Annotated in this window: 18 protein-coding genes and 1 tRNA gene; 11 read left to right on the top strand and 8 right to left on the bottom strand. The window is 62.3% G+C overall.

Features of this window, described 5'->3' with window-relative positions:
* Positions 1-48 precede the first annotated feature (48 nt).
* Entirely contained in the window at positions 49-2,217 is a 2,169-nt protein-coding gene (locus tag AC4FIJ_RS11830; RefSeq protein ID WP_490336927.1) for a sodium-translocating pyrophosphatase, read from the top strand.
* A gap of 101 nt (positions 2,218-2,318) precedes the next feature.
* The gene (locus AC4FIJ_RS11825) at positions 2,319-3,221 is read left to right on the top strand and encodes an acyl-CoA thioesterase (protein WP_490336926.1); all 903 of its coding nucleotides are present in this window, start codon (positions 2,319-2,321) and stop codon (positions 3,219-3,221) included.
* A gap of 54 nt (positions 3,222-3,275) precedes the next feature.
* Here the strand turns inward: AC4FIJ_RS11825 and AC4FIJ_RS11820 are convergent, their stop codons facing one another.
* From AC4FIJ_RS11820 to AC4FIJ_RS11810, 3 genes are read right to left on the bottom strand one after another with little or no spacing between them, the layout of a single operon-like run.
* Positions 3,276-4,736, bottom strand: coding sequence for an SPOR domain-containing protein (locus tag AC4FIJ_RS11820; RefSeq protein ID WP_490336925.1), 1,461 nt, complete (start codon positions 4,734-4,736; stop codon positions 3,276-3,278).
* A gap of 28 nt (positions 4,737-4,764) precedes the next feature.
* Entirely contained in the window at positions 4,765-5,511 is a 747-nt protein-coding gene (locus tag AC4FIJ_RS11815; protein WP_490336924.1) for a hypothetical protein, read from the bottom strand.
* Between the two features lie 13 nt (positions 5,512-5,524).
* Positions 5,525-6,244, bottom strand: a complete 720-nt coding sequence (locus AC4FIJ_RS11810; protein WP_490336978.1) for an AAA family ATPase — start codon at positions 6,242-6,244, stop codon at positions 5,525-5,527.
* A 226-nt stretch (positions 6,245-6,470) separates the two neighbouring features.
* Here AC4FIJ_RS11810 and AC4FIJ_RS11805 point away from each other — a divergent pair, with 226 nt between their 5' ends.
* From AC4FIJ_RS11805 to AC4FIJ_RS11795, 3 genes are all read left to right on the top strand, one after another.
* Positions 6,471-6,644 (top strand): (2Fe-2S)-binding protein, encoded by a 174-nt coding sequence (locus AC4FIJ_RS11805; protein ID WP_490336923.1) that lies wholly within the window; start codon positions 6,471-6,473, stop codon positions 6,642-6,644.
* 131 nt (positions 6,645-6,775) lie between these two features.
* A complete protein-coding gene (bfr, locus tag AC4FIJ_RS11800) occupies positions 6,776-7,264 on the top strand; it encodes a bacterioferritin (protein WP_490336922.1) in 489 nt (162 codons plus the stop codon).
* Between the two features lie 31 nt (positions 7,265-7,295).
* Positions 7,296-7,700 carry a hypothetical protein gene (locus AC4FIJ_RS11795; RefSeq protein WP_490336921.1) on the top strand — a complete coding sequence of 135 codons (405 nt, stop codon included), beginning with the start codon at positions 7,296-7,298 and terminating at the stop codon, positions 7,698-7,700.
* Positions 7,701-7,716: 16 nt separating this feature from the next.
* Here AC4FIJ_RS11795 and der read toward each other — a convergent pair whose 3' ends face one another.
* Together der and AC4FIJ_RS11785 are read right to left on the bottom strand one after the other, a co-directional pair.
* Complete coding sequence (der, locus tag AC4FIJ_RS11790) at positions 7,717-9,096, bottom strand: ribosome biogenesis GTPase Der (RefSeq protein WP_490336920.1); 1,380 nt, start codon at positions 9,094-9,096, stop codon at positions 7,717-7,719.
* A 60-nt stretch (positions 9,097-9,156) separates the two neighbouring features.
* Entirely contained in the window at positions 9,157-9,471 is a 315-nt protein-coding gene (locus tag AC4FIJ_RS11785) for a DUF3297 family protein (RefSeq protein ID WP_490336919.1), read from the bottom strand.
* Between the two features lie 109 nt (positions 9,472-9,580).
* Between AC4FIJ_RS11785 and AC4FIJ_RS11780 the strand changes: the two genes are divergently transcribed.
* The 6 genes from AC4FIJ_RS11780 (at position 9,581) to AC4FIJ_RS11755 (ending at position 13,254) form a co-directional block, all read left to right on the top strand.
* Positions 9,581-9,655: transfer RNA gene (locus AC4FIJ_RS11780), tRNA-Val, on the top strand.
* A gap of 1,338 nt (positions 9,656-10,993) precedes the next feature.
* Positions 10,994-11,401, top strand: coding sequence for a hypothetical protein (locus tag AC4FIJ_RS11775; protein ID WP_490336918.1), 408 nt, complete (start codon positions 10,994-10,996; stop codon positions 11,399-11,401).
* A 118-nt stretch (positions 11,402-11,519) separates the two neighbouring features.
* Positions 11,520-11,945, top strand: coding sequence for an organic hydroperoxide resistance protein (locus AC4FIJ_RS11770; protein WP_046903468.1), 426 nt, complete (start codon positions 11,520-11,522; stop codon positions 11,943-11,945).
* Positions 11,942-12,412, top strand: a complete 471-nt coding sequence (locus AC4FIJ_RS11765; RefSeq protein ID WP_046903469.1) for a MarR family winged helix-turn-helix transcriptional regulator — start codon at positions 11,942-11,944, stop codon at positions 12,410-12,412. Before AC4FIJ_RS11770 ends, AC4FIJ_RS11765 begins: the two co-directional genes overlap by 4 nt.
* A 129-nt stretch (positions 12,413-12,541) precedes the next feature.
* Positions 12,542-12,811, top strand: coding sequence for a hypothetical protein (locus tag AC4FIJ_RS11760; RefSeq protein WP_046903470.1), 270 nt, complete (start codon positions 12,542-12,544; stop codon positions 12,809-12,811).
* A 65-nt stretch (positions 12,812-12,876) separates the two neighbouring features.
* Entirely contained in the window at positions 12,877-13,254 is a 378-nt protein-coding gene (locus AC4FIJ_RS11755; protein WP_063612560.1) for a hypothetical protein, read from the top strand.
* Positions 13,255-13,676: 422 nt separating this feature from the next.
* Here the strand turns inward: AC4FIJ_RS11755 and AC4FIJ_RS11750 are convergent, their stop codons facing one another.
* From AC4FIJ_RS11750 to AC4FIJ_RS11740, 3 genes are all read right to left on the bottom strand, one after another.
* On the bottom strand, positions 13,677-14,135 hold the full coding sequence (locus AC4FIJ_RS11750) for an ion channel (protein WP_087910621.1): 459 nt from the start codon (positions 14,133-14,135) through the stop codon (positions 13,677-13,679).
* Positions 14,136-14,206: 71 nt separating this feature from the next.
* The gene (locus AC4FIJ_RS11745) at positions 14,207-14,752 is read right to left on the bottom strand and encodes a sensor histidine kinase (protein ID WP_082347913.1); all 546 of its coding nucleotides are present in this window, start codon (positions 14,750-14,752) and stop codon (positions 14,207-14,209) included.
* A 76-nt stretch (positions 14,753-14,828) separates the two neighbouring features.
* Positions 14,829-15,021, bottom strand: a 193-nt coding sequence (locus AC4FIJ_RS11740; RefSeq protein WP_490336917.1) for a hypothetical protein, incomplete at its 5' end; no start/stop codon positions are given.

Here is a 15,021-nt window from a genome sequence, read left to right as displayed (position 1 = left end):
CGTCACGACGCCCGAAAAGGGCGCGAGCATTATTGGAGGGGAAGCGAAGTGAGTCTTGTCACGGTCGCAATTGCACTTGGCCTTCTGGCCATCATCTACGGATTCGTCACCAGCAGGCAAGTACTCGGCGCGGATGCCGGGTCGGAACGCATGCGGGAAATCGCCGGTGCCATCCAGGAAGGCGCACAGGCCTATCTGAAGCGGCAATACACCACCATTGCCATCGTCGGTGTCGTCGTTGCGGTGATCGTGGGCGTGGCCCTCGGTGCACTCAGCGCAATCGGCTTCGTGATCGGCGCGGTGCTGTCGGGCGTGGCGGGCTTTATCGGGATGAACATTTCGGTCCGCTCGAACGTGCGCACGGCGGCGGCGGCGCAGAAGGGCCTGCAGGAAGGGTTGACGCTGGCGTTCCGCGCGGGCGCAATCACCGGCATGCTGGTGGCGGGCCTCGCCCTGCTCGCGATCGCGGTGTTCTATTGGTACCTGACCGCCGTGGCCGGATATGGCGTGGGCGGAGAGGACCGCACCGTGGTGGACGCGCTGGTGGCGCTGGCCTTCGGTGCGTCGCTGATCTCGATCTTCGCGCGGCTGGGCGGTGGCATCTTCACCAAGGCGGCAGACGTGGGCGCGGACCTCGTCGGCAAGGTTGAGGCGGGCATCCCTGAGGACGATCCGCGCAACCCCGCGGTGATCGCCGATAACGTCGGCGACAATGTCGGCGACTGCGCGGGCATGGCCGCGGATCTGTTCGAAACCTATGTCGTCACCGTCGGTGCGACCATGGTTCTGACCGCGCTGCTGCTCGCCGATACGGCGGGTTTGCTGCTGGGCAATCTGATGGTGCTGCCGCTGCTGATCGGCGGGGCCTGTATTTTGACCTCCATCGTCGGCACCTATTTCGTGCGACTGGGAGGCGGCACCAACATCATGGGTGCGATGTACAAGGGCTTTCTTGTTACCGCCGCCCTGTCCGTGCCCGCGATCTGGTTCGTGATGCAGCTGGTACTGGGCGACATGAACACGCTGATCGGCGGCGAACCCATCGGCGATGTCGTGCAGATCGTCGACGGCAGCAATATCGCCGAGGAGGGACTGTCGGCCCAGATCACCGCCTTCACCGGCTGGGACCTGTTCTGGTGCTGCATGCTGGGTCTGGTCATCACCGGGCTGATCATCTGGATCACCGAATATTACACCGGCACCAATTTCCGCCCGGTGCGCTCCATCGCCAAGGCTTCGGAAACCGGCCACGGCACCAATGTGATTCAGGGCCTTGCGATCAGCCTTGAGGCGACCGCGCTGCCCACGCTGGTGATCGTGGCGGGCATCATCATCGCCTATCAGCTGGCAGGCCTGATCGGCATCGCCTATGCGGCGACCGCGATGCTGGCGCTGGCCGGCATGGTCGTGGCGCTGGACGCATACGGGCCGGTTACCGACAATGCGGGCGGCATTGCCGAAATGGCGGGGCTGGACGATGCAGTGCGTGAAAAGACCGATGCGCTGGACGCGGTGGGCAATACCACCAAGGCGGTGACCAAGGGTTATGCGATCGGCTCTGCGGGTCTGGCCGCGCTGGTCTTGTTCGCGGCCTATACAACCGATCTGGCGCATTTCTTCCCCACGCTGGACGTCGATTTCAGTCTTGAGAACCCATATGTCATCGTTGGCCTGCTGCTGGGCGCGCTGCTGCCCTATCTGTTCGGCGCGATGGGCATGACCGCGGTGGGCCGCGCGGCGGGCGACGTGGTCAAGGACGTGCGCGACCAGTTCGCCGCCGATCCCGGCATCATGGCGGGTACGTCGAAACCGAACTACGCCAAGACGGTCGACCTCGTCACCAAGGCGGCGATCAAGGAGATGATCGTTCCCTCGCTGCTGCCCGTGGTGACGCCGGTGGCGGTCTATTTCGTCATCACCCTCGTCGCGGGCCAGCAGAACGGCTTTGCGGCGCTGGGCGCGTTGCTGCTGGGCGTCATCGTGGGCGGATTGTTCGTCGCGCTGTCGATGACCAGCGGCGGCGGCGCGTGGGACAATGCCAAGAAATATATCGAGGACGGCAATCACGGCGGCAAGGGTAGCGAGGCCCACAAGGCCGCAGTGACCGGCGATACGGTCGGCGATCCCTACAAGGACACGGCGGGTCCTGCGGTGAACCCGATGATCAAGATCACCAATATCGTCGCCTTGCTGCTGCTGGCGGCTCTGGCGGGCTGATCGCTGACATCAGCAAAACCCTCGTCCGGCATCGTCCGGACGGGGGTTCTTTGTGCCAGCGGCGATTGACGGGGGGCGCGGGGACGGCCATTCGCGTTCGCATGGAAGACGACGAAAACCCCATGCCCGACACGATGAGCGACCCCGAAAAGGTTGCCGCCACCGTGCGCCTGCTGACGCTGGACAAGCAGACTGAAAATCATTTCCTCGGCCATCGCAAGCCGGGCGGCATCGGCCGCATCTATGGCGGCCAGGTCGTCGCCCAGGCATTGGCGGCGGCGCAGAACACCGTCGATCCCGCACGCCGACCCCATTCGCTGCATGCCTATTTCCTGCGCGGCGGGGACGAGGATTATCGCATCGAATTCTCGGTCGCGCGCGATTTCGACGGCGGCAGCTTTTCGAACCGCCGCGTTATCGCGGCGCAGAACGGCGTGCCGATCCTGAACCTCACCGCCTCGTTTCATCGGCAAGAGGATGGGCTTTCGCACCAAATGCCGATGCCCGAAGTGCTGATGCCCGAGGATCTGGAAACCGAGGACGAGGTGATGAAGCGCCTCGGCCGCCCGATAAAGGCAATGGCCGCGTTCCGCCGCAACCGCTCCTATGAAATCCGCATGCCGCCCATTTCGCCGGACGGCAGGCTGAACGATCGCGGGCACGCCTATTTCTGGTTCCGGATGAAGGCGCCGCTGCCCGCCGATACAGCGATGCACCGGTTGGTGCTTGCCTATATCTCGGATTACGGCCTGCTTTCTGCGCCCATGGCCATGCATGGACGGGCGTGGTGGCGCGGAGGGTTTCGGGCCGCCAGCCTCGATCATGCGATCTGGTTCCACGCTGATGCGCGGATCGACGACTGGGTGCTTTACGCGCTCGATTCCCCGTGGTCGGGCGATGCACGCGGCTTTGGGCGCGGCCTGTTCTTTACGCGCGACGGCCAGCTGATTGCCTCCACCGCGCAGGAGGGGCTGATGCGGGTGGTCGAGGAGAAGTCTGAATAAGAAAGGGGCGCTGCCGGTTTAGCAGCGCCCCGTTTTCAGAGGAATTGGACCCGATCAATCGGCCTTGGCAAGGCGGGCCTTGTTCGGGACCGATTTGCCGCTTGGCCCATTGCCGCCCGCCTGCGCGATCGGAATGCAGCCATTGCCGCTGGCCTTGACGGCCGAGCACATGGCGTTCGCACCCTGGCGATCGAAACCGCCCGCAGCCACGCGCCAGTAATCCTTGCCGTCGACATTGGCCTTGGTAATCACCGGCTGGCTACCCTTCAGATTGGCATAGCGGCTCTGGAACACCTTCCACCCGGCCTCGGCTGCCTCGGGGCTGGCATAGGAGCCGAGCTGCGCGATATGCGTGCCGTTCGCGGCAGGCACGGGCAGCGGCGGCTTTGCCGCCGGTTTGGAAGCCGGCTTGGCGGCAGGCTTCGGCTCCGCCTTGGGCGCCGCAGCCACTTTGACCGGCGCAGGTGCGGGCTGAACTGCCGGTTTCGCGGCAACCGCGGGCTTGCTGTCGGCCGGTGCTGCCGAACGCGCCGCCGAACTGGCGGGCAGCGAAGCCACCACGACCGCCTTGGGCGCAGTGCGAGACGACGGTATCGGGGCCGGCTTCGGTTCCGCGGCAGGAGCCGGCTGGACCACCGCGAGCGAAACGGTCGAGGGCTCAGGCGCGGCCCTTACCGCCGTGTCCGCCTTCACCGGCGGTAGTTCGGCCTCGGCGGTCGGCGCTGCCGCCACGAGCACTTGCTCGCGAGCTGGAGCCGGTGCGGGCGCAGCTGCCATCCGGGGCTTCGGTTCGGGGGCCGCCATCACCGGGGCCGAATTGGCCAGCGCAAGCTGCTGCGGCATGCCGCGATCCTCGACGGCTTCTGCGCCCATCAGAGCGGCGACGCGCTGGGCATAAAGGTCGGGGCGGGCGGTGCTGGCCCATTCGGTCATCCGTTCACCGATCTCGTTCGCGGGCACGTCCTGCGCGGCCATGGCGCGCGCCTCGCGCCAGCGACCGTCGAGCGCGAACGCATAGGCCAGGTTCTGACGCGATTTGGGCGTGTTGTTGCCCGCGCGAATGTCGGACGCGATGATCTCAACCCCTCGCGCGGTTTCGCCCGCAAGCGCCAGCGCAAGACCGCGATCGGCCGCCGGAATCGCGCTGCCCTGCATATTGATCGTACCAACGGCAAGACGAGGCTCGCCCGCACCCGTTTGCGCCAGTGCCAGCATCAGCGCCGTGCGCGGGCTGGCATCGCCCAGCTCGACCGCCGCCGCCAGCGAATCGCGCGCCGAAATCATGCGGCCCGCCTTCAGATAGGCCTGGCCCAGCAGCACGCGGGTTTCCGGATCGCGCGGATTTTCCAGCACGGCCCGCTCGGCATAGGAGACGGCCTTGTCGGCATTTTCCTTGGCCAGCGCGGCCTCGGCCTTTTCGGCATTGTCGCGGGCCGGTGCCGCGGCGGGAAGCGCCATGGCGCTCGCGCCGATCAATGCGATCATCAGGGCCTTGTGGCGGATACGGATATTCATGATTGGCGTCCTTGCATATCGCTCGCAGTCAGGCGTTGCCCATGACATGCGAGGAAGTGAAGCCGCTTTTCGGCGCGGGATCGACATAGCGCAGGATCGCGCGCTCGGCGATATCGACCTCGCTGCAACCCTCGCGGGCGGCGGCATTGGCGATCTTTTCGCGCATGGCATGGTCCGGATGGACCACCAGCACGGGACCGCGGCCGAAGATCATGGCGAACAGATGGGCGAACATCGCGCGGACATGGCCGAACAGGCCAACCGGTGCTTGCCCGGCCTGTTCCGCATATGCCTGTTCGTCATATGCGGAAGGCTGCTCGAACGACGGCGCATGGCTGGCGACATAGTCCGGCGCTGGCGTGGCCGCTTCGCGCAGCCGGTTCTGCATCGCGCCGACGGGATTGGCGGCGGCGACGGGCTTCGAAGCGGCGACCGGCGCCGGAGTCCAGCCGGGTTCGGCCCGCTGGTCTTCGTCATAGCCTTCGGCTTCGTCCCAGTCCTCGCCATTCGAATGCAGATAGAGCGAATCGGGCTTGTCGCTGACAGGTGTAAGGCCGATCACGCTTCCGGCCGGATCGTGCGCGGGCGTGTCGCCCATGTCGTTCCAGCCGCAATCGTCCTCGGCACCGGTCAGCCAGCCGGACATGCCGGCCATGCTGCTGCCCGCTCCGAAACCGGTCTGCTGGACCGGGGACTGGCGCCGCATGGCGGGCTTTGCCGCGCCCTTCTTGGCCAGCAATCCGGCGGGCATGGCGTTCATGGTGATACCGTTCATCATCGCCTCCCGATCAGGATCCGGCCGCGCGGCGACCGAAACCGCCGCCCGTGCGAGGAGCGCCAACGGCAGGCGCTGCGCCCTGCTGTCCGGCGAAAACATTGCGGCGGAAATTCTTTTCCAGACGTTCCGCAAGGAAGGCCCAGAGCTGTTCCATCTCTTGCGCCGAACGGCCGTGCGGATCGATTTCCATGACGGTGCGGCCATCGATCATCGATGCCGCGAAATCGGTGCGGTGATGCAGGACGACGGGCGCGACCGTGCCATATTGCGCAAGCGCGGCGGCGGCTTCCGAGGTGATGCGCGCCTTGGACAGCGCGGAGTTCACCACGAAGACCAGCGGCTTGTTGGCGCGGGCGCAGATGTCGACGGTGGCACCGACAGCGCGCAGGTCATGCGGGCTGGGACGAGTCGGCACGACCACCAGTTCGGCGACCGAGATCACCGACTGGATCGCCATGGTGATGGCGGGCGGCGTGTCGATCACGGCCAGCTTGAAACCCTGCTGCCGCAGCGTGGCAAGGTCGTTTGCAAGACGGGCGACGGCAGTCTGGGCAAAGGCGGGAAATTCGTCCTCCCGCTCGTTCCACCAGTCCGCCAGCGATCCCTGAGGGTCGATGTCGATAAGCACGACGGGGCCGGCGCCGGCACGCTGAGCCTGAACGGCCAGATGGCCGGACAGCGTGGTCTTGCCGGACCCACCCTTTTGTGAAGCCAATGCGAGAACGCGCACCAAGAATCCCCCTGAACATTTCGGTCGACCTCCAATCTTGCGGTTCAAACCTAATTTTGGGTTAATCGCTGATAATATTCTACAAGCACCGCTTTCAATTCCCTCGTCCCTCAGAGCCACGAGACAGGCCAAAAAGCTGCTCTTGCAATTCAGTCGCAAACGTATTGCTTTTGAGAGCGCCTCGCATTAGAACGTGATTCGACAGGATTGAGAGGGTTCTTTTCCGATGATCATCTGCATCTGCAACGCCGTACGCGAAGGGGACCTCAGGGCCGCGGCCCGTTGCTGTTCGGGCGATGCGGAAGAGGTGTATCGCTGCATGGGGGTCGAGCCGCAATGCCGCCAGTGCCTGGAAGAGGCCGCCGACATTTGCATGGAAGAACGCGCCTGCGCCGCCTGAACCTTTCTGCAGCCGTGCTTTTCGAAAACTGCTAATTCAAACCTCTCGCATCAGGCTTTATTGCTTGCATGCGCCGCCCTGCTTCGCGATGAGCGGGTGCGACCGGCCATTTGAATGCAAGGACAGTTTCGATGAAAAGCGATCCCAAAGTCGTCGAGTACCTGAACAAGGCGCTCACCAACGAGCTGACGGCGATCAACCAGTACTGGCTGCACTATCGCACCTTGCACCATTGGGGCGTCCGCAAGCTGGCGGATTACGAACGCCACGAATCGATCGACGAGATGAAGCATGCCGACGTTCTGGCCGAACGCGTGCTGTTCCTTGACGGACTTCCCAATTTCCAGGCGATCCACAAGCTGAAGGTGGGCGAAACGGTCGAGGAAATCCTCAAGGCCGATCTCGCGCTGGAAATGGAGGCGATCCCGCTGCTGCGCGATGCCATCGAATATTGTGAGAAGGTGCGCGACTATGTCAGCCGCGAGATCTTCGAGCGCATCCTCGAAAGCGAGGAAGAGCATGTCGATTTCCTCGAAACGCAGTTCGACATGATCGAACGCATGGGCCTGCATAATTACGTACAGCTGCAAAGCAGGCCGGCAGGCGACGACGAGGAATAGGCGCTACGGGCGTGGCCGGCCGGAGGGCGACGTGACAGCAATCGGAGAGCCGCTGAAAAGCCGCCGCCAGAGCCGGTTCAAGGGCGCGATGATCCTTGCCATGGGCCTGCTGGCGATCACGATGGTGGTCGCGATCTGGCTGGCCTTCACCGCTGACGCGCCGACCGAGATCACCACCAACCCCGCAACCGGCGCGCTTGTCGTCAGTGGACCGGAGCAGGATTTCGTCGGGCGCGTCGATGGGCGCATCGATGGACAGGACATCTCCGTGCTTGGCCTGCCCGCATATCACGAACTGGCCGACAATGCGGAGGCACTGGCCATGGTCTGCGCCTTGCGGGCCGATCCGACTGCGCAATGGTCCGAAGGCAGCGAGACCTTGCGCGCGCATCTCAATTCGCCGGAGATGACGCGCTATTGCACGAACGGCCCGTGACGATTTTGACCGCGCCTCAGTCCTTGTTGGCGTAGGGGTTTTTCGCGCTACGCAGCATCAGCCGGACCGGCACCGCGCCAAAACCAAGCTCGCGCCTGATGCCATTCACCAGATAGCGGCGATAGCTTTCGGGCAGTTCGTCCAGCCTGGTGCCGAATATCACGAAACGCGGCGGGCGCGCGCCGACCTGTGTGATATAACGCAGCTTGATCCGCTTGCCGCCGGGTGCGGGCGGCGGATTGGCGGCCATCGCATCGTCGAACCACCGATTGAGCCCTGCGGTCGGGACGCGGCGGTTCCATTGATCGCGAATGTCGAAGGCGGCCTGCAGCAACTGGTCGGTGCCCTTGCCGGTCTTGGCCGACACGGCGACCAGCGGCACGCCGCGCACCTGCGCCAGCCCTTCGTCCAGCGCAGCGCGTATCCCGTTGAACAGCGACGAAGGCTCTGCCGCCACGTCCCATTTGTTGATCGCGACGATCAGCGCGCGGCCTTCCTCGACCGCATGGGCGGCGATCTTCAGATCCTGATGCTCCAGCCCCAGCGTCGCGTCGAGCAGCAGCACCACCACCTCGGCAAAATCGACCGCGTGGCGCGCGTCTGCCACCGCCATGCGCTCAAGCTTGTCGGTCACGCGGGCGCGCTTGCGCATGCCGGCGGTGTCGATCAGCTTCACTTCGCGCGGCTCGTCGGTGCGCGGATCGGTCCAGTGCCAGTCGATCGTGATCGAATCGCGCGTGATCCCCGCCTCGGGCCCGGTCAGCAGCCGGTCTTCCTGCAGCAGGCGATTGATCAGCGTCGACTTGCCCGCATTGGGGCGGCCCACGATGGCCAGCTTGAGCGGACCCAGCGGCTTTTCCTCGCCGTCGTCCTCGACCGGCAGTTCCTGTTCGGGCTGCAAGGGATCGAGGATCGGCAGGATCGCCTCGAAGAGATCGGCCACGCCCTCGCCATGTTCGGCGGACAGCGCGACCGGATCGCCAAAGCCCAGCGCGAAACTCTCGTAAAGACCCGCGTCACCCGCCTTGCCCTCGGCCTTGTTGGCGACGAGCACGACCGGCACGCTCTGTCCGCGGAGCCAGCGGGCGATTTCCTCGTCCAGCGGCGTCACGCCTGCGCGCGAATCGATCACGAACAGCGCCATCGCCGCGCCGACCAGCGCCGCCTCGGTCTGGGTGCGCATCCGGCCCGGCAGGCTGGCGGGATCGTCGTCCTCCCAGCCGGCGGTGTCTACGATCTGGAACTTTAGCCCCAAGAGCTCGGCATCGCCGAAACGGCGGTCGCGCGTCACCCCCGGCTGGTCGTCGACCAGCGCGAGCTTCTTGCCGACCAGCCTGTTCCACAGGGTCGACTTGCCCACATTGGGGCGTCCGATGATCACGACTTGGGGTAGCATGGCTGTCAGGTGGCGCTTATCACGCCGCCTTGCAACACAATTGCGCAGGCGCTGTGCCGGTCAGCCGGCTTTCGCGACCGGAGCGTCCTCGCCCAGATCCTCGAACCATGCCTCGACCGGACCGTTCAGCTTTATCGTCAGCGGACGGCCCTTGCGGTCCATCGTCTTGCCAGCCTGCACGCGCACCCAGCCCTCGGAAATGCAATATTCCTCGATATTGGTGCGCTGCGTGCCCTTGAAGCGGATACCCACGCCGCGGCGCAGGACATCCGCATCGAAATGCTTGCTGCGCGGATCGATCGCCAGATGATCGGGCGGCACGTCGGGTCCCGAGGTTGCGGGCGCGGTTTCGGGTGAGCTGTTCTCTTCGGTCATGAGGACGGGGCCTCTACCCGGAACGGGGTGCTTGTCAACGGCTTCACGCTCTGGCAAAGGCGCGCCTCTGCCGACGCAAGGATGATTCTTCTCCTGCAATGACGTCAGCGGGCGCGTAGCTCAGTGGTAGAGCACACCCTTCACACGGGTGGGGTCGCAAGTTCAATCCTTGCCGCGCCCACCACTTTTCAAAGACTTACGGCGCGACTCGTCATTTGTATGAAACGAGTATGAAAAAACACGTCGGGCATTCCTCCGTAACCGGGACCCACGCACAATAGGCCTTGTTCGCGGTGCGAACATCCAAGCTGCGCTAGAATCTCGAAGCGGGGGACTTTGCGGCCCACGCGAGGCTTGCGTAGCGATTCCTGCCAATGGCTTTTCATGGGCCGGTTGCAGACTGTCTGCTATCGGCAATCAGATCGCAAAAAGCTGCCATTCGGCTAGCGACCCAGTTGCGGATACATGTTTATCCAGCCTAAGGTTCCTGCGATGACGGTTGACGAGAACACTGTTGCTCGAGGTGGATGCCCTCGCTGTCAGACGACGATACCATTAAAGCGCTGTTTGTTGCGTCGAGGCCATCCTTTCAAATGCCGTAGATGCGGAACATCGATCGTCGTTCCGAAGACAAGCGTCCGCCTAGCGATCTCGTTGTTCGTTTTATTTTCAGCAACACTCAAAGAAGCGCCTTACTGGTTCGTAGCAAGTATCATCGTTTGTTTAATAATAATGGGATGGATGTTATCAAAAGTTACCATATACAAAGGCGAGGTAAACACGGCTACTTGATTTACGGGCAGCTTTCCACCCCACTTCCTGCCGTCTAAGCTTGCGTAGCGGCCTCTCAAAAGCTGCCACGCGTTCAAGTTGCAGTTCTTCGGCTGCAATTGGGCCGGTTGCTGACTGTCTGCTTTGGGCAGGCAACCAATGCAAATCGGCCATTTTGCTTCCGACCCCATGGCAGACCACCCATGTATGCCCAGCACCTGTTCAATGGCAGCCGTTTGTCGTGTCTCTACAATACATCAGGTAGCAGAAGCCCATGAAGTTCATCACTCTCAATCGCGCCTCGACCCTTTCCGTTGGGCTGAGCTGGCCGGGTTTCCGGCTCGTGAAGCAGCAATGCCGCTCGACCATACGCGCCTAATCGATACTTCTCTGCGCTTGGCGCAGATGCCATTGCCCGCTTCGTTCGCGACGGCTTCGTCTGGGTGGGTGCTGCATTTTCATCCAAGGTGGCCGCAGAAGCGCGCGCGATCCTGTGGGTGGCCACGGGATGCGATCCCGATGACTCGACCACCTGGACCCGGCCCGTCTCGAGCGGTTCGATCAGGCTCCGTTTCACGAAGCGGCAAACACAACCGCCCTGCATACAGCATTCGACCAGCTTGTGGGCAAAGGTCGGTGGCTGCCGCGGGGCGGACTCGGAACATTTGCTGTTGGCTTTCCATCTGCCGAAGAACCTGGAGACGACGGGTGGCACATCGAGGTCAGCTTCGCTTATGAGAAGCCCGACTTCATGGAGTGGCGGGCCAATGTGCACCGCAAGGGCCGCGCCCTGTTGATGCTGTTCCTATTCTCGGATGTGGGTATTCACGATTCCTCAACGCGCATTCGGGTCGGCTCGCATATCGATACAGCGCGACAACTCGCACCGGCCAAGGAAGCCGGTCTGACCCTTCGAGAGTTGGCCTCGAACGGATTCGCCGGATCGGCCCATCGCCTGGAGCAACTGGCAACGGGTCCGGCCGGCAAGGTGTATCTGTGCCACCCTTTCCTCGTGCATTCTGCATATAAGGATTACGGTAAGCAGCCGCGCTTCATTGCGCAGCCGCCGCTGCTACCGCGTGAGCCGATCAGTCTCGAGCGTTCCGACAATAGCTACTCGCCGGTCGAGAAGACTATTCTGAGGGCTTTGGGCAGGTGACGCGGTCAGAATTTGACGCAAAGGCGTGTCTGCCAGCATGACGCGCCTTGCAAGTTATATATTGCGCACAATATAATTGGATACTATTTATCCTGCTGTCTAACCGTAAGGAGCTAACATGAAAAATCTCTACAACACTCGCGTTAACGCCTATGGTGGCCGCGCCGGAAAGGTCAAAAGCGAAGATGGCATTCTCGAGCTCGACCTCGCTCTACCGAAGGAACTCGGTGGCAAGGGCGACGCGACTAATCCCGAGCAACTCTTCGCTGCTGGTTATGCGGCTTGCTTCGAAAATGCCGTGATCCATGTAACGCGGGCACAGACCGACAAGGTGGGTGACGACGACATTGAAGTCTCCTGCCAGGTCGGCCTCTTGCCGAATGGTAATGACGGGTTTAATCTCGCTGTCACACTGGATGTCGAAATTGCCGGGGTCAATCAGGCAAAGGCTGACGAGATCGTGAAGAACGCCCACGCTGCTTGCCCCTATTCCAACGCAGTCAGCGGAAACGTCGATGTGAAAATTAATGTGTTCGCCCAATGAATGACGGGGTGGCAGCAGCACAGGACCCGCGCGATCCCTTGTTGCTCGATCGACAGGTTTGCTTTCCCCTTTATGCTGCCACCAACCTCCTCAGCCGCCTCTATGGCCCTGTTCTTCGGGAGCTGGGTCTCACCTATCCGCAATATCTGGTCATGCTGGTATTATGGGAGAAAGAACCCCAGACGGTGGGCTCCCTCGGCGCGCGGCTTTACCTCGATAGCGGAACTCTCACCCCTCTGCTGAAGCGTATGGAGGCCGCCGGCCTGGTTCGACGAACACGCGATCCGGAAGACGAGCGCCGAGTGGTTATCGAACTGACCGAGAGTGGAAAAATACTGCGCAACCAGGCAGTGTATGTTCCCGAAACCCTCGCGAGGGGGCGCAAATCCGAAGGGATTGACGAACTGCGGGACAGCGTGCGCAGGCTTGTCGAACTGCTTGCGGAGCAAACCGGCTCGAAGAGGTGAAGCCTCTCAGCAGGTGTCGCACGTCTGCGAGGATTGCCTGTCCGATCTTCGTGGGGCGTCCACTGGGACGCTTGGCGATAGTCGAGCGACCTTGCGATGCAGTTCGTTTCCTCTCGCCCGCCCGCGTAAATGAGGACTGCCGACCCGACTTTACAGACCTATCTCGACCGCAATGTCGCCGGTGCCACTCTACTGGTGGCACCCGAGACCGGACAGCCAACATCGGGCGATCCGATCGAAATCGTCCTGACCGGCCCCGACATGTTGAAGCTGCAAGAGCTGTCGCAGGACGTGCAGGCGCTGCTGGAAGACGAGGTTGGCGTAGTCGACGTTCGCGACAATCTCGGCAGCATCAAAGGTGAGATCGCACTTCAGCCAAACCGCGAGGCTTTCCGATGAATCGGCAAGGTCAGAGACGTCGAGCCGTTCCACCGACCTGGCTCTTGCCGATATCCCGTTCAACCATGGCCGCCGCATTTCTGGAGAATGGCCAGGCGCGGACCCTGTGGCTGTCGGGCGTTCACCGGAGAAGTGCCACGAAGGCCGATGCCAAGATCCTTGCCGGACAGGATCTGGACTATTCGCTCGACCCCTTTGATGACCAGAGCTTCTACCGGTCGGCCGCGCGTTCGCGCAATGCCGCGCTGGAAGTTACCGTGGGCGTGTCGCCCAAGGCCTCGCGGGTCTGGCTTGGCAAGGCAAATTCAATCGAAGGGTTTGCCGCTTCGGCGGCGCTGCTCATCAACGCTGTCGCGGCCGCGAAGCAAGGAACCGCCGAGCCATTCCGCTTTCTCGCAACCCCGGTGCAGGCGCTCGACCCTGCACAAGTCAAAGGCGGATAAAGACCGAACCCAGGTCGCTTTGTTGCCACCGTTCGAGATGTCCTTAAGCCCAATCCATCTCCGTTAAGCCGACTAATCCTATTGTCCGATATGGGCATCGCTCCGACGCCCTCGAACCGACGTCCGCTTTCGGAACGTAGCCCTCAATGCTCGGATGACTGGGATGAGAGGGCGAAGCCGACCTGAGCGCATGCCATGCGAACATCTGCTTCTGGCGAACCGCCGAGTTGGTGGTTAGGACCGACATTAGAGTCGCAACCCGCCATTCCACTTTTGACCATCCAGTCTACGCAAGCGCCAAGCCCCAGACTATTTGTCGAAACCCGGGCGGATCGGCGTTTTCTACTTGGACAAGGCGATGCGGGTAGAGTGGGCAGGCACAATCGTTTATGCTAGCCAAAGTGAGCCGGTTCTGTACGAAGTCATTCTGCCGTCGAAATGTGGGATCGCGTCGAACTGCCTTTCTCCTCGCGCACCTGACCCACGAATTCGAGAAGAAACGCAGTGCTCAAACCGAACATGACGAGGCCGTTGGCAGCCACGATCGCAGACAGCAGCCGCACATCCTGCGAGAGGATAACGTCGCCGAAGCCTAGCGTCGTCAGGGAAACCGTTGCGAAATAGAGCGCCGGTTCCAGCGCTTCGAAGGCACCCAATACAATAAACAGGCCCGCCCAAATCCAAGCCGCCAGCGTGATAGCGAGCAGCATCCATATCGTAGAAGCGGCAAGAAGCAAGGTCGCTCCAAAGCGTGTTGTTCGCGTGCGAGGCGGCGTGAAGCGATCATCGACTGAGAAGGCTATTGCGGCAAAACACGCTTGCATGATGATGGTAAGTGCAACGGTCACCGTTCCGATCGCGAGTTGAGCGACGATACTCATCGTTGATGATCCTCAATTTTATCAATTTGATTTACTCCTCCGATTATTATCAGTCTGCAGTGGAGTCTCGCTCATTCTGAGCTTCTACCCGCCGACAACAGCACGACTTGCACATGCAGTCCTCGGCCCGGCTTGGACCGGAACGAGACGGAGCCGCCTATGGCTTCGGCAAGTCCGCAGACGATCGCTAAGCCAAGGCCGGCTCCGCCCGTCTGTCGATCGCGTGACGGATCGAAACGGGCATAGGCCGTGCCTAACGTCAGTTGTTGGTCGGGCGCAACTCCCGGGCCATCGTCCTCAAACGACCAGCAGGTCTTACCGCCATCCGAAACATTCCTTACCGTGACGGTCGAGGCGTGGCGCAGGGCATTATCGACGAGGTTATCAAAAATCCGTCCGAGCGCGGTGGGATCACCCAGCACATGGCTTGCCGGCGAAAGGTCGAGGCCGATGCGGTCCTCATCTGAATGCAGCGCCAATAGATCACCAGTCAGAGCCGTAAGGTTGACCTCCACCGTCGCCCAGACCGCGGCGTCGCTCTCTTTATAGTAAGAGGGCGACGCTGCGCTTCGTGAAAGTTTTGAGGTCAGGAGAGAGGCTCCCGACCGGCCCGTCATGGAGAAAACTCATGGGCTCCGCCGCGAACCCGAACTGCCCGATCATCTCGATATCGCACGAGAAACGCCGGACTCGTTACCGACCGGCGAGTTCGCGATTTTCGAGGATGACCCGGATGAAGCTGCGCGCGCATCGGCCTTGCGGCGACGGATGCAAGGGCTGGCGCGACAGGCCTCGCAACCCCGACGACGGCATTGATCTGTAGGAGATCGTGATGCGAAGCGTTACTAAGGGTTTATCGAGACGCTCGGGCGGCGGTACGCCTCTG

The organism is Croceicoccus sp. (assembly GCF_983967925.1).
Note: the sequence above shows the minus strand (reverse complement) of the source record. Positions and strands in the feature narration are given on the sequence as shown.

Excerpts from the sequence above, each read along its gene's own strand:
- AC4FIJ_RS11825 (WP_490336926.1), top strand. The coding sequence starts at position 2,319 with ATGGAAGACGACGAAAACCCCATGCCCGACACGATGAGCGACCCCGAA.
- AC4FIJ_RS11820 (WP_490336925.1), bottom strand. The coding sequence starts at position 4,736 with ATGAATATCCGTATCCGCCACAAGGCCCTGATGATCGCATTGATCGGC.
- AC4FIJ_RS11815 (WP_490336924.1), bottom strand. The coding sequence starts at position 5,511 with ATGAACGGTATCACCATGAACGCCATGCCCGCCGGATTGCTGGCCAAG.
- AC4FIJ_RS11805 (WP_490336923.1), top strand. The coding sequence starts at position 6,471 with ATGATCATCTGCATCTGCAACGCCGTACGCGAAGGGGACCTCAGGGCC.
- bfr (WP_490336922.1), top strand. The coding sequence starts at position 6,776 with ATGAAAAGCGATCCCAAAGTCGTCGAGTACCTGAACAAGGCGCTCACC.
- der (WP_490336920.1), bottom strand. The coding sequence starts at position 9,096 with ATGCTACCCCAAGTCGTGATCATCGGACGCCCCAATGTGGGCAAGTCG.
- AC4FIJ_RS11785 (WP_490336919.1), bottom strand. The coding sequence starts at position 9,471 with ATGACCGAAGAGAACAGCTCACCCGAAACCGCGCCCGCAACCTCGGGA.
- AC4FIJ_RS11775 (WP_490336918.1), top strand. The coding sequence starts at position 10,994 with ATGGAGTGGCGGGCCAATGTGCACCGCAAGGGCCGCGCCCTGTTGATG.
- AC4FIJ_RS11770 (WP_046903468.1), top strand. The coding sequence starts at position 11,520 with ATGAAAAATCTCTACAACACTCGCGTTAACGCCTATGGTGGCCGCGCC.
- AC4FIJ_RS11765 (WP_046903469.1), top strand. The coding sequence starts at position 11,942 with ATGAATGACGGGGTGGCAGCAGCACAGGACCCGCGCGATCCCTTGTTG.
- AC4FIJ_RS11760 (WP_046903470.1), top strand. The coding sequence starts at position 12,542 with ATGAGGACTGCCGACCCGACTTTACAGACCTATCTCGACCGCAATGTC.
- AC4FIJ_RS11755 (WP_063612560.1), top strand. The coding sequence starts at position 12,877 with ATGGCCGCCGCATTTCTGGAGAATGGCCAGGCGCGGACCCTGTGGCTG.
- AC4FIJ_RS11750 (WP_087910621.1), bottom strand. The coding sequence starts at position 14,135 with ATGAGTATCGTCGCTCAACTCGCGATCGGAACGGTGACCGTTGCACTT.
- AC4FIJ_RS11745 (WP_082347913.1), bottom strand. The coding sequence starts at position 14,752 with ATGACGGGCCGGTCGGGAGCCTCTCTCCTGACCTCAAAACTTTCACGA.